Origin of the sequence: Okeania sp. SIO2C9, from assembly GCF_010672455.1 — a bacterium.
Taxonomy (GTDB): domain Bacteria; phylum Cyanobacteriota; class Cyanobacteriia; order Cyanobacteriales; family Microcoleaceae; genus Okeania.
In genome coordinates, this window is record NZ_JAAHGO010000012.1 from 164,889 (window position 1) to 179,254 (window position 14,366).

At 36.1% G+C, this 14,366-nt stretch carries 10 protein-coding genes and 1 pseudogene; 3 read left to right on the forward strand and 8 right to left on the reverse strand.

The features are described from left to right. Nucleotides 1-91: 91 nt before the first annotated feature. Nucleotides 92-1,198 (reverse strand): AAA family ATPase, encoded by a 1,107-nt coding sequence (locus F6K23_RS11320; protein ID WP_293154831.1) that lies wholly within the window; start codon nucleotides 1,196-1,198, stop codon nucleotides 92-94. 203 nt (nucleotides 1,199-1,401) lie between these two features. Between F6K23_RS11320 and F6K23_RS11325 the strand changes: the two genes are divergently transcribed. After that, on the forward strand, nucleotides 1,402-1,599 hold the full coding sequence (locus F6K23_RS11325) for a hypothetical protein (RefSeq protein WP_293154834.1): 198 nt from the start codon (nucleotides 1,402-1,404) through the stop codon (nucleotides 1,597-1,599). A gap of 330 nt (nucleotides 1,600-1,929) precedes the next feature. On the opposite strand, the gene F6K23_RS11330 is transcribed toward F6K23_RS11325, so the two are convergent. Together F6K23_RS11330 and murI are read right to left on the reverse strand one after the other, a co-directional pair. Beyond that, entirely contained in the window at nucleotides 1,930-3,297 is a 1,368-nt protein-coding gene (locus F6K23_RS11330) for a spondin domain-containing protein (protein WP_293154837.1), read from the reverse strand. A gap of 1,387 nt (nucleotides 3,298-4,684) precedes the next feature. Further along, nucleotides 4,685-5,587 carry a glutamate racemase gene (murI, locus tag F6K23_RS11335; RefSeq protein WP_293154840.1) on the reverse strand — a complete coding sequence of 301 codons (903 nt, stop codon included), beginning with the start codon at nucleotides 5,585-5,587 and terminating at the stop codon, nucleotides 4,685-4,687. 1,798 nt (nucleotides 5,588-7,385) lie between these two features. On the opposite strand from murI, the gene F6K23_RS11340 reads away from it, so the two are divergent. Further along, nucleotides 7,386-8,774, forward strand: coding sequence for an ATP-binding protein (locus F6K23_RS11340; protein ID WP_293154843.1), 1,389 nt, complete (start codon nucleotides 7,386-7,388; stop codon nucleotides 8,772-8,774). A 609-nt stretch (nucleotides 8,775-9,383) separates the two neighbouring features. Here the strand turns inward: F6K23_RS11340 and F6K23_RS41750 are convergent. After that, nucleotides 9,384-9,590 carry a recombinase family protein gene (locus F6K23_RS41750; protein WP_367267687.1) on the reverse strand — a complete coding sequence of 69 codons (207 nt, stop codon included), beginning with the start codon at nucleotides 9,588-9,590 and terminating at the stop codon, nucleotides 9,384-9,386. A gap of 11 nt (nucleotides 9,591-9,601) precedes the next feature. Continuing rightward, nucleotides 9,602-9,847, reverse strand: coding sequence for a hypothetical protein (locus F6K23_RS11345; protein WP_293126512.1), 246 nt, complete (start codon nucleotides 9,845-9,847; stop codon nucleotides 9,602-9,604). A 421-nt stretch (nucleotides 9,848-10,268) separates the two neighbouring features. Between F6K23_RS11345 and F6K23_RS11350 the strand changes: the two genes are divergently transcribed. Continuing rightward, nucleotides 10,269-10,604, forward strand: coding sequence for a hypothetical protein (locus F6K23_RS11350; protein WP_293154846.1), 336 nt, complete (start codon nucleotides 10,269-10,271; stop codon nucleotides 10,602-10,604). A gap of 622 nt (nucleotides 10,605-11,226) precedes the next feature. Here F6K23_RS11350 and F6K23_RS11355 read toward each other — a convergent pair. From F6K23_RS11355 to F6K23_RS11365, 3 genes and pseudogenes are all read right to left on the reverse strand, one after another. Then, a pseudogene (locus F6K23_RS11355) lies at nucleotides 11,227-11,628 on the reverse strand (photosystem II q(b) protein); the annotation flags it as partial. A gap of 570 nt (nucleotides 11,629-12,198) precedes the next feature. Further along, a complete protein-coding gene (locus F6K23_RS11360; RefSeq protein ID WP_287517881.1) occupies nucleotides 12,199-12,645 on the reverse strand; it encodes a hypothetical protein in 447 nt (148 codons plus the stop codon). A gap of 501 nt (nucleotides 12,646-13,146) precedes the next feature. Continuing rightward, nucleotides 13,147-14,325, reverse strand: coding sequence for an aminotransferase class V-fold PLP-dependent enzyme (locus F6K23_RS11365; RefSeq protein ID WP_293154855.1), 1,179 nt, complete (start codon nucleotides 14,323-14,325; stop codon nucleotides 13,147-13,149). Between the last annotated feature and the right edge of the window lie 41 nt (nucleotides 14,326-14,366).

Genomic DNA, 14,366 nt, shown 5'->3' on the forward strand with positions numbered 1-14,366 from the left:
CTAAAATCCCCCAAAATTGGGGGATGCGCGGGGGCTTGACCAGAAGCAAACAATCGCAAATTCATACTTCAATTCAGCAACGCCAGAAATACTATAGCTTTTTCTTCTCAAATTTTTCATAACATAGACGCATTACTTCAATAGGATAGCCACCACTTGTTTTAATAATCTCTAAAATCTCATCCTCACTAAACTTAATTTCTTGATATTCTTGCTCTAAAAAATCAGCCTGAAGGCGACTTTCAATAAAAGCACGAATAGTTTCCTCATTCCAGGGTTCCAGATATTCTTCAATACAAATATTTTTAAATGGAGAAGTTTTATCCCCGCTATCTGGAAATAAAATATCTAGTCTTTTAGAAGCAGCAACTACCAAACGTAAAGGAGGAACAATATCATTTGCTAAAGCGCGTAACTGACTACGAAGTTGATTAGTAAACCAGTCATAACTCATATTTTCTACCACATCAAGCAATAGTAAAATTCGATATTTCTTGATATTTCTATTTAATTTATAACCACTACACTTTTCAATACCAACTTCATCACAAAGTGCTGCATAAAAATCATCATCACTATGAATATGCTGCAAATCTATATATATTGGCCTTCGAGGTTGCCGGAGATACTGAGTAGCTTTTTGAGCGATCGCCTTCAACAGAGAAGATTTTCCCACTCCACTATTGCCAATAATAGCAATACTACTACCACTATTAAGTACCTCAAAAATTCTATTAATTTCTCGCTCTCTATTAAAAAATAATTTTGGATTATCTATAATTCCTGTCAATGGAATAAAAGGATTAGAAACTTGTTGTTGAGATTCTGGTAAAACATCAAAATTGTTAACAGTAGAAACTTTTTGTGGAAATTCTGTTAAAATATCAGGATTTTCTTTTCGAGTATACCAAGTTTCATATTCTCTTTTCAGCCAATTGAAGATTTCTTTATATTTACCTTTTCTATCATGGTCTATATCTTTACAAATAATTTTTAATTGACGAAAAACTGCTTTTCTGTAGTACCCAAGTGTGTCTTTCGAGTAATTGCTAAGGAATTGCTCGCGAAATTTTTCTTCCGTCAAATTTTCATTTTTTATGTCAAATCTCTTTAAAAAAAATTCTCTATCTTCACCCTTCAAATCAGCTTCCTTAGCAATAGTTATCAAAAATTTATCCCACTGTTCAAAGTTCCTCATCAGTCTAATTTGTACTTTCTCTTCATTGAGTATAGCTGAAAATGTGCTTTTTCACAAAAGGGTAAATTATTTACCCCAAATCACCTCAAATTACCCCAAATTACTCTTAATTAAAATTAGGGTAAAGTCAAAAAGTCTACCGTATAGTCAAATAAAAATTAGATATCCTGAAATTGTAGATTAATTTTAGGAACAAAAAAATTATGCAAAAAGAATGTAACCAAAATAATTGTTTGTGGGTAAAAGATAACAACAACGGCAACCACTATATGTGTCTTAAGTGTGGTAGAGAACGTTGGTTAAATAAGAGGAGATGGAAACTATCTGTACTATTAATTCTACTTAAATCTGGATTATTTATTGTACTCAAAACAGTGTTATCAGCACTTTTTCTGGATTGAAATTCCGTGAATAAACAAACATTAAAATCAGAGTTAAGTGGGTCGGTCTAATTAAAGGTTAAAAAAATTGTAGGGGCAGGTTTAACCGAAAGCTTTGACGTAAAGCGCGGTCTATATCTAAAAATCCGCCCTCTAATATTGCTCAGAAGTCACGAGATTCAGAAATAGAATAGGGGAAAAAGCGGATGCGACCCCGCGACGACGTTAGTCGCAAGCGGTCAGACCCCGCGCCGCCGTCAGGCGCAAGGGAATGCTGACCAAGAGAGGGAACGCGCACCAAGCAGGTTGAAATTTTCTCCCCCACTCCCCTACTCCCTAGCCAAATGGGAACTAAGCTCGCAAAACAAAGTCGTCTGCAGTTAAAGTTACATCAGTACCTACATTAGCAAACTCGGCACCATTACCAAAACCTTCTGCGGTGCCATTTGGATTATAGAATACACTACCAGTTACAGTATTCTGAACAATTAAAGCTTCAGAAGTAGCAGCAGCTTCATCCGATTCAACCACAGCAAATTCACCATCAACACTAAATCCTGCTTCAGCATCACTTTGGAGCGCAGCAAAAGTAGTCTTGTCAAGGAGTATCAAATCTTCTTGCTCTTGATTGAAGTCAGTAATTGTATCTACACCTACATCATCCGTCGAAAATGTATCATTAGTGTTGAAGATAAAGCGGTCTTTACTTGCACCACCAATGAGAGTATCGTCGCCAGCACCACCATTGATGCGATCGCGACCTTGACCACCACTTAAAATATCATCACCATCACCACCAAGCAGAATATCGTTCCCAGTCCGACCTGCCAAAATATCATCGTCATCACCACCTCTGAGTAGGTCACTACCATTACCACCAACTAACCAGTCTCTTCCACCACGACCATTTAAAGTATCATTACCTCCAAGACCGGAGAGAAAATCCTCTGTCTCGAAACCGTCGATAAGCTCGCTGTCAGAACTACCGACCGTATTTTGTAAAACACTGATGCGCGCTATTTCATTACCTTCACCATCATCTTCTGTGGTGAAATCAGCGTCAGGACGTGCTTGTAAAATATTCCCTTCTTCGTCGCTCTCTTCTCGCACACTGCCAATAAAACCAGGGTGTAACATAACAGTTCCATCTTCATCTACTCCTGTATCTGGAGCTTCTTGACCTAGCGCTGCTGTATTGTCAGGATCTTCGTCATTTAATTCTGTTCCTGCATCCCAGATATCTGTTCCATTAGCAACAAAATCTAGTCCTAAGAAATTTCCATTGTCATCAAAAATTTCAAACCTAGTAGGATTTCCATTACCAGTGAAGGCATCATTACTAGGTAAGATCATGGAAGCATAACTAAAGTATCTGTCCTGACTTTCATCTACGGTAAATCCCTCAACACCAATGTCTCCTTGGAAAAAATCCCTAAAATTGCTCCCCTCAACAACTGGCCCTTGAACTATTCCTTGAACAGTACCAGCTCCACTATCGTCAAATTCAGTAGATAAAGTAGTTGTAAATTCACCTGTTGGTTCGATAATAGCATCTTCAGCTAACCTTTCCAAACCAGGAGTAGCAGCTTCACTTGGATCTGAATTAAAAAGGTCAAAGTTTCCATCATGAAAACCCACCCACATCTGAGATAGGAATATACTGCTCTCTGCACTTTCTCCAGAAGCTACATTCTCAACTAAAACTGTAATATCAGCCATAAATTTTTTTCCTCAGTAATGACTAGATTGATCCACAAGAGTTTAGCATAGCAAATACAATTTGTGAACAGATAGGATATATTTTTGCCTAGTTTTGATACATATCAACTAATTGAACTTGATTCAAATCAACTAATTCAGGCTCAATTGAAATGGAAAAAAATAAAAATAATATCTAAAAAAATAAAATTAATTTAGTTTCTACTAAAAAAAATATTTGACGCTGCTGAATACAATGTAAGTGTCAGAATGGTACCAAATCATAGCAAATCTCAAAAACTTTTCTATGTTTTCTTGAGCGGGGGAGTGGGGAAGATGGAGAGATGGGGAAATGGAGAGTGGGAGTAGTAAACATAAGAATAATATCAAATCCGGTAGCATCGGTGTAATTAGATGGTGAGATGGGGAGATGGGGAGTTAGAGAGATAGGGAGATAGGGAGATAGGGAGATGGGGAGTGAGAGAAATATTTGGTAATGGTTGAAGATGGAAGATTTTTTTATACCGAATTAAACGGATTTGATATAATATACACTTACTGGCTAATAATAGCTATTAACATCATTGAATCTTACTAATTACTAAATCATTGAAGTTTTGCATAAGTATAGAATTCTTTTTGAGGAGTGCGTTAACGAAGTCAGAAGTCAGAAGTTATATCAAATCCGGTAGCATCGGTGTTATTCAGTCTTTAAAGATAAGAGTCTATACTGTAGGGGCGAATGGCCATTCGCCCTTACCGATTGTATGACTATCAACAGAATTATATTACTCCGAAGCCAACGGATTTGATATTAGAAGTCAGAAGTTAACCCACCCCTAGTCCCTCCCCCGACCGTGGAGGGGAAGTAGGGGATTTGAGAAAAGCTCCAAAAACCCGATCGCCTTAAAAGGCGGGGTTGCGCGACCCATATTATTTTGATAAAAAGGATATTTTAACCCTTGCTATATAGCAATCCTAAATGATTTGTAAAAAATCTAAGGATATATAAAAACTCTGAAACTTTTACCGAAAAATTGTGGGTATGCGCCTCCCCTTGATCGGGGATAATAAATAAAATTTTTCATCTCTTTGTCAATCCTATCCGTTTCCAAGGAGAGGTAATTATTAATTATTCATTATTAGTTCTTCATTATTGAACCTTGTTCCCTAAATTCAAAGATATTTTTACCTGCAACTGAAATAGGATTGCTATAGCAAGGAACGAGTTGGTTAGGAAATAGACTGATGATCAAACCTAGAAATCCTTTTTCCACTCTTGCCTGTTCCCTCACACCGAGTGCGCTACCAGATGCTAGGTTGGCTTGCGAATGCACCCACAGGTGGCGCTTTGTTCAGACCTCTGTCGCACCCCGCGGTGTCGCACCGCTGTTCCCTGCTATATGAATCAAGCTACAGATTCAGATTGAACTGTTACTCTTTCCACTTCTAAACAAACTTGCTCTACTGTCGGAGTAAAACCCAGGAATAGCTGCACCTTTTTTGCAAATTCTTCTGGGTTACCACTGACATAGAAGTTAGTACAGTGTGGAGGGTGATCGCTTAATATCCCCAAACGTTGAAGTTCCCGAGCAGCAGTGCTAACAACAGCAATGGCAGGGTCTACTATCTGTACTGAATTGCCTAAAATTTGTCTAAATAGATGAAGTAGATGGGGATAGTGGGTACAACCTAAGATCAGGGTATCTATCTGTTGTGCAATTAGGGGTTTCAGATATTGTTGCACTACTTCAAAAGTATACACATCATTAATGCGGCCTTGTTCAATTAATGGTACTAAAGCAGGTGCTCCTACTTGAAATACTAAAACTGAAGGATCTAATTTAAGAATAGTATTTAGATAAGCATTGCTGTTGACTGTCTGTCGAGTGGCGATGACACCTATTTTTTTGTTCCCTCTGTTGACAACTGTATTTGCACCAGGTTCAATCATACCAATAATGGGAAAATTGTATTCAACTGCTACTCGATCTATTGCTGCAGCAGTAGCAGTATTGCAGGCAACGATCGCCATTTTTACGCCTTGATTTTGCATCCATGTTAGCACTTGCCGTACAAATAGTACGATTTCTTCCTGAGATTTTGTACCATAGGGGAGTCGTGCTGTATCAGCAAAATATATAAAGGTCTCTCTGGAGAGTTGGCGATATGATTCTTTTAAGACACCAATTCCACCCACACCACTATCAAAGATGCCAATTGGATTTCTCTGTAGTTGTCTAGATTGAGTTTGCCCTAGGTAAGAGGTAATATATTTACCCTTATTAAATTGATAAAAAATATTTGTCATCGTTACAATAGAATTGACAAAAAATAGTAGGTTTGGAGCCAAACCTTGCTAAATAGGAATAAATTAGGGTTAGCATCTATGATTTGCTGCTGACCCTTTACCTTTAAGCACTATAGTGTTGATCGAAACCGGATTTAGTATGAATCTTAAATCTAATTATTGAAATTACTCGTCCTGGTCAAAAGTTGTTTTTTTAAAGTCACAAGTCAATTTAGAGGTATTTCTCATGGAAAACACTAGGGCAAAAATTTTACTTATGGTAATAGACAGGTAGGTTAGGACTTATGCTGATGATGATCCGAATGTTTTTCCTGCTGTTCCCAGATCCGGTTTCATATCAAATCCGGTTGAATACTTATTATATACTGGGGAGTAGGGGAGTAGGGGACTGGGGGAGTGGGGGAGTGGGGGAGTGGGTCCGATTAAATATTGAAGTAATTTAAGAAGGTATAAACAGATATTATATAACCAGATTCTATGTGCAATTAACCGGATTTGATATCACTACTATAGAACCCATTTGATAGCTATCTATTTATATAGTTAAAGATAGGGAGATGGGAAAATGGGGAGATGGGAATATTTTTTTACCTGCTTGGTGCGCGTTTCCTTCTCTTGGTCGGCGTTCCCATGGGGAGGAAACCGTTCCCTACGGGACGCTTCGCGAACGCCGGGTCGCATCCGTTTTTTCCCCTATTCTCGTTCCTGAATTTCCTGACTTGACCAGGACTGAATTCTGAGTTCTATGCCAAAAGCACATACCGCGTGCAAAGATATCAAATGGGTTCTACTGAGAAGTATTTGATTTAGTTCTTTCAACAATTAATAATGAATAATGAATAATGAATAATTACCTCTCCATGAATTGAAGAGGATTGACAAATTCATGAAAATTTTTCTTCACAGGAGTCGATTGGATATGGCTCCGAGACCTCGCCATCCCACCCTACGGGAAGCTCCGAAGATCGACCGCTTATTATCCCCTATCCAAGGGGAGGCGCATACCCACAATTTTTCGGTAAATAAGGAATTTTACTCTATTTTATGAATTAAGTAATTCTAAGGCATTTTATTAATAATCAATATTCTTTAGCTAATAATTTTGATTGATATTCACAGATGTCTAATACTTTTTTATTTAAAATTGCTATTAATGGTTTTAAGTTATCATCTATAAATATTTTTTTATGCATAATTATATAGAGATAAATCGCCCAAGATAATTTGATAAAAATTCAGAGAAAGATTATTTTTAGGTAAAGAAAAGGTTAAGTATATGATGAAAACTATAAAGAAATTTATAGATTTTATATGTTAGTTTAGTATAAATACTTAAGTTGAAGTAAAATGGAAAAATAAATAGTTGATAATTGTTGTAAAATATGTTTATATTTTTCTTTGGTGAATTCAAGAATATTGGCAATTAACTCTTCAACAAATAGGCAAAGGTATATTTGATTGGAATATCAAGAAAAAGGAAATATTTTATTCCACAAACAGAAAAGCAATTTATCGGACCTTCTGACAAATAAATTTTCCACTTAGTTTTAAGGTTATAGAGGTCAGTAATGCTAAACAGGTTTGGGAGTAAACTCAGGTTATTCATCCTCAATTAGTAATGCTTTGATTGAATTAAATTAAATTGATTCAAAAAATTTTGGTATCATAAGACCATCAATATTTATCAGTTATTACGTCATCTGGAACTGTATTTGAAGTCGTTCGGTATCTTAGCTAAAAAGATTTAAGAACAAATTACTCAAACTTTACAATAGTCATTAATTATTCTTTATTACCTATGTTTCCTTACTTAAATAACCATCTTGATTTAGGTTCCACTGTAAAAGATTTACAACTTCATAGTATCCGGGTTGAAATTGATACATCAGGAGTTAGATTAGCTAAAGTTTTTGAAGAAAATCCCCTACTTCCAGGTATTATTTTAACAAAATCTGGTAAATTCATTGGTATGGTTTCTCAACAGCAATTTCTCAAAACGTTGAGTCGCCAATATGGAAGAGAAATTTTTTTAAATCGTTCCGTTAAGGTCTTATACGACTTTATTAAGTATGAATTATTAATCTTCCCAGGAGATACACCTATTGTAGATGCTGCTGATAAAGCAGTAAAGAGACCTCAAGAATTTATTTATGAACCAGTTGTTATAGAAAACTCTCCAGAAGATTATCAAGTTTTAGAAACTCAAAAGTTACTTATTGCTCAATCTTATATTCATCAACTTGCTAAAGATTTATTACAGAAACAAACTCAAGCACAACTAATTCAAACTGAGAAACTTGTAATGTTAGGACAAATGGTGACAGGTTTAGCCCACGAACTGAGAAATCCAATTAATTGTGTGGCAGGTAATTCTAAGTTTATGTCTGGTTATTATCAAGACTTTCTTAAGTTGATTAATACTTATGAGAAAAATATTCCTGAACCAATAAAAGAAGTTGAAGATTTAAAAGAAGATATTGATTTTGAATTTGTCAAACAAGATTACTTGGAGATGATGAATAGTATAGAAATTTCGGCTGACCGGATGATGCAACTGGTTAGTAGTCTCCGCAATTTTTGTCACATGGAAGGTACTAAACGCAAAGAAACAAATATTAATGAATGTTTAGATGGTACTCTATTAATTTTAAAGAATCGTTGGAAGATTAGTGGAGTTGAAATTATTAAAAATTATGGGGATTTACCGTTGATTTTGTGTCATTCTGGTCAAGTTAGTCAAGTGTTTATGAATTTGATTACGAATGCTCTTGATGCTCTAGAAGAGTATCAAGAAAAAGAAACTGATAGTAGACCAGGTAAAATATGGATTCATACTAAAGTTAAAGATTTATCTGAAAATACAGATCAAAATGTGGATAAATCTGCTAATGAGGTAGAATTAAATCCTAATAATGAGATGAAAGGTAATGTAATTTCTACTGAAGATACTAAAGCAATTTATGGTTGGCTCTCAATTCGTATCGTTGATAATGGTCCTGGTATTGCCTACGAAATTCAAAAGCAAATTTTTGATAGATTTTTTACTACAAAAGCTGTAGGTAAAGGTACTGGTTTAGGACTGGCAATTAGTTATCAAATTGTTGTTGACAACCATCAGGGAAATTTACATATTAACTCAACTCCTGGAGTAGGAACTGAATTTGAAATATTGTTGCCTATCAAGTAAAATTAATGAGGCTAATTAGCTGTTTTTTATTTAGCAAAAAATTTAAACGTATCTCAAGAGCGATCGCTCAAAATTATCTTTATTCCCTATTCTCTCCATACCTTTTTTATAGCACTTGGTCTCCACATCTCAGATAAAAGCGCTATATAGCAATCAGGAATCAGATGTGAGAATTGAGGTGTATAGAATATAACAGTTGTCTTATTCTTATGTATTCGTTTTTTTCTTCTTCCCTGTTGCCTGTTCCCAGCTCCGGTGTTCCCTGTTCCCCAAAAGTCTCCAATATCTCACAACTAAAATCATATTGCTATACATCATTTTCAGTCTAAATAATTTTTATCATAAAACTTTTAGTTGCACTTCAGATATTTCTTTTACCGAATAATTAAGGTAAAAATCCTCTCCTTTATAAGGATAAACAAGCAGTCGTTAGCGGAGCTTCCCGTAGGGTGGGATGGCGAGGTCTCGGAGCCATATCCAATCGACCAAGAGAGAAAAAATTTTCATAATTACTCAATCCTCTTCTTTTCAAGGAGAGGTAATAATTAATTATTAATTATTAATTATTAATAATTAATTGTTGAAAGTATGGTTAGTGCAACTCAATTACTAACTGCTATCTTTTATCCATTTCCTAATTGAAGTAAGACTAAAAGGGTTATTCTTACTATTTCTATAACCCTCAGACTCTAATTTTTCAGCTATATCCTGATAATTAAGCCCATAGTGATAAAGTTCTAAAACTCTTTGTTTGTGTTTGTGAAGTTTTGTAGGACTATATTTTGAAGATAGAGGTTGATTTACTTGATTGGACAAATAGTCTCCAATTAGGCTAATAACTTTCCCTCAGAAATCATAGATTTTTTTTGCTCATCTTTAGACTCAAGAGAATCAAGCCATTCCTCAATAATTAGTCTACAAATTTCTGTTGTTGATTTTCCGCTCTGTTTCGCAACTTTCTCTAACTTGGGCATCTTCTTTTTGCTAATCCTCAGACCTATAGATTTTTTGGTCAAGGCTTCAGGGTCTTCTTTAAATGTCCCATCAGAGTTTCTCGGTCTTCGTTTCTTCATACCTTTAACCTTTGCTAGCCATTGCTAAATTCTATTCTAGCAAGGGATATAGAGTTTGAGAACAAGACTTATATGAAATCCGGTTATACATTTGTCGTACTTTATACTTCCATTCAATACAGAACAGACATAAAATGCCGGAATATCCCTAGATAATTCTTACTCTCATCCTTCCTTGATCTCGAACACTGACTCCCTACTCTAAACTTCTGACTCCTGATTCCTGACTACTGACTTATACGATAACTACTAATTATCCGAATTATATATTATTTATCTAGACTAATACCTTGACATCCATTGCTAGCCTTGGCTATCATAAAAATTGTAGGTAAAATTAGGCGATGAGTCTTTTTAACCAGTAAATTGAGAAACTGAATCTATCTGAGTCAATTAACTCAATTATTAAGGAGAAATAAAAATGAATATTCAAGAAATAGTTATTGAGCAAATCTGCGAGGAGTTTAAAATCGATCCCAACAACGATAATCAGCAACTTTCAGTAGAAAACCTCAAAGAAATTATCAGATGTACAACAAATAAAATGCTGATGGCACATTTTCAAATTTTACTAGATAACTATCTTGAAAATACTGATACAAATTATGCTCTAAATCAACTCAGTATTTTCGCAAATATAGCATCTGAAAATGATGCTAATGAAATTAAATATTTAAATGGCTTTCACGATATAGGTAAACAAATTGCAAATATTGAAGTTAGATTTCTAGAAAGCACTCTTGGTTTAAGAACTTAGTTTTAATGATTACATAATTTCTTTGAGCTTGAGGAAAGAAGAAGGAAGAAGGAAGAAGGAAGAAGGAAGAAGGAAGAAGGAAGAAGGAAGAAGAAAAAAAAGTGTATTGGAATAATTTTTTACAAGACACTCCGTATCTACCCAATTATAGACATCATGTAGACAGTGGGGAATTAAACCCATAAATAACAAAGAGCAACAAATTTTACGATAATTTTTGTTTGACAAACTTTCAAGAAATTTATCTAACGGATTTTGATGAAGTTAATTATTCGCAAAAAAACTACTAAATAATATAGAAAAATAATTAATTAAACTTAATTTCCTAGGAAGTAAAAAAACAAAACAAGTCAGAAATTGTGGCTCGAAAAAACTAGAAAATTCAACATCTTTCCTCAAATCAGGAGGTTGAAAAGCTCAAACAATTTTACTACTAAGAATACCTAAAGTTATTAATCCTGAATTTACTCCTCTTTTAGAAGGAAGGCAGAAGGGAAGAAAAGGTTAAAAGGGATTTTGAGAGTAAGCAATAATGTTATCCATCCCTCATTAAACTTTCTTTTAAGCAAAAAAAAAGCCCTCCAAATAGAGGACTCTTTTGATTAAATCAATCAACTAGAAATTAACCATTGATAGAAGGAGCTTCAGCAGCCGCCAAATCTAATGGGAAGTTGTGAGCATTACGCTCGTGCATTACTTCCATTCCTAGGTTCGCACGGTTGATGATGTCTGCCCAAGTATTTACCACACGACCGCTAGAATCGATGATGGACTGGTTGAAGTTGAAACCATTCAAATTGAAGGCCATTGTGGACACACCTAAAGCTGTGAACCAAATACCTACTACTGGCCATGCTCCTAAGAAGAAGTGTAAGGAACGGCTGTTGTTGAATGAAGCATATTGGAAGATTAAACGACCGAAGTAGCCATGAGCTGCTACGATGTTGTAAGTTTCTTCTTCTTGACCGAATTTGTAACCGTAGTTCTGAGACTCAGTTTCTGTTGTCTCACGTACTAAGCTGGCAGGAGATGTAAAAGCTTGAGCAAAAATTTTGTTTGCGGAGCATTGGGTAGGAAAAGAACTCTGGAAAATGCTACCGCAAAAATTAATCTTTGTTTGATTCGACTAATGCTCAAGAGATTAGCGATCTCCTAATTTTTAGAGATACGATCGGGGGTTCTATAAAACCCCTGATCGTATCTTTGTCCGCAATTAAATTTTTGCTCAGGAGGACCGAGTCAGGAAGACCGAGTCAGGAGATGGAGGGAAGGAATATAGGAAAAAGGGGATGCGACCCCGCGCCCTTTGGGGTCGGCAGTTGCGTGACTGTCGGAGAATCCGCAAGGGCGCACTGCACTCACCGTCGCACGGCGCAAGGGGTATACTCCGGCGTTTTGCTGGCGCATAACTACGTTAACGACTAGCCTCTTACAGAGGAGCTAAAGCTAACGCCGACATGTTTGCGTAGCATTCCGCAGGAAAAAGCGGAGCGACTCTGCACTCTTCGGGTTTCCTCGCCATGGGAATGCTGACTCCTTTTCGGGAAGGCGCAGCAAGCAGGTTGAAAAATACTCCCCACCTCCCCATCTCTTTTTAAATAGATCTCAAATGGGTTCTATAGAAACCTAAAACCTTATCAGTATAGCTACCAATCTCACCTTGATTATATTGATTTGGATCTCCTGTCATCCACCATGCTGCTGCTCGACGCACTGCTAATGACTCATCATTACCACTAGCAGCATACTGCTCTTTCAAAATATCTTCCATTACGCATCCCAAAATTTCCCTTGCTTTTGTTGTATTTGCCTCAAACTCTTTTACAGTCATTTCTTCTCCAGTGCAAAGTCTCGACCACCTGGGAATATTATCTGGCTTAATTTGCCAGTCGCTATACAATCCATCATTTTCTGTTCCTGTTTGCGGTGCCGCTAGTCTGAGTGCTTCTACTAATGCCTGAACTTGAGTATTTGATATCTGTGCTTTTGCTGGCATTACCCAAATTATTAAAACAGCGACGATCCCTAATATAAATCTCATAGTGTCTCACCTATAACTGGAAGTAAATTTGGTTTTACATTAGAGTTGTTGGGAATTAAGCTAAAAAAATGGCTAAAACCCTTATTAGTCAAAGTTTATAGTGTTTTTTTAGCCTCCAATCCTGAAAATCTTATATAGTAAGCTTTTGAGGCTTTTGAATTTTTATTTCCCAACAACTCTATTATATATTAAGTTATATCATCAGGACTTACGCAAATTCATCTTGAAAACGCCATATGTAGGGGCGAATGGCATTTGCATTCCGCAAAGATCCGAATGGCGCCCTTACTCGATTTAGTATCCGTGCGTAAGTCCCGATCATGTCCGGATAATTTATGAATCTCTAATAGTTAGGACATCGGGTAATTTATGATTTATGACGCGAGCAAGATGCTCGCACTAATTGTCAAACACCAACCTGGCGGTTGCTATATCTTTACTAATCCCCCGCTCCCCTACTCCCTCACTCCCCCACTCCCCTACTTTCTCCTCAGTTCGCAGTTACCCAAAAGCTTTAATTTCTGCAACTAATTTATCAATTTCTGCTTCTTGAGTAAAATAATGAACACAAGCTCTTACACAATCTGGATCGAGAATAGTTCGTACCATAATTCCCTGCTTTTCTAGATATTCAACTAACTGCTGATGAGACTTACCATTAGTTAACTGAAAAGAAACTAATCCAGCTTCTGGTGGTGCAGTTCGCAAACAATTAATATCAGGAATTTTATTTAATTTTTCCCATAAATATGCACTTAATTCTTTGATTTTTTCATATCTTTCTTCAGCAGTTCCCCACTGATTATGTAGAGCGATCGCCTCATTTAAAGCCGGAGATAAAGGATAAGCAGAAGTCGCAATTTCGTAACGTTTACCATTAGGTTGCCAAGCAATTGGTTTACCACTTTTATCTTTAATAACACCCCGCCATCCAATAAAAGTAGGGCTTAAATTTTCCCTAGCTTCAGCACTTACATAAAGTCCACCTAAACCACCAGGACCACACCACCATTTATGACCAGTAAAAGCATAAAAATCAACTTCTGTTTCGGCTAATTTTAAAGGTAAAACCCCTACAGATTGAGCAGCATCAACTAATACTTTAACTGGAGAAGGAGAGAAAGTGTGACACATTTTAACAATTTCAGCTAATGGCAAAACCTGACCTGTATTCCACAATATATGGCTAATTACTAATAATTTAGTATTTGAGCGTAAATTATTAGCAATAACTTCTACTGGATTGCCTTCATTTAAAGTTTCCATAATCGGGCAAGTAGAAACTTCTATATTAAAACGTCTTTGAATCTCCTCAATTGTAGCAATAATTCCAGGGTGTTCACAGTCAGAAAGTAATATATGGTCTCCTGCTTGCCAATCAATACCCCAAAGTGGAATATTACAACCTACAGTAACATCTTCTGTCAGAGTAATAGTATCTGGAGAAACTCCTAACTCAGCAGCGATCGCTCTCCGGACTGAAGCTACCTGTTTTTCTACCCATATTGCAGCTTTTCCCGAAAAAGGTCCGATATTTTGTAATTCTTGATAAGACTGATAAATTGTCTGTAAAGATACTTCAGGCATGGGTCCTTGTCCACCATAATTAAAATAAATTTTATTAGCTACAGCCGGAAATTTTTGTTGATAATTTGATAATTGAGAAGGATGATGATTCATAAAAATATTGGAGATTATCTAATAATTTAGTGCTTGGCAAT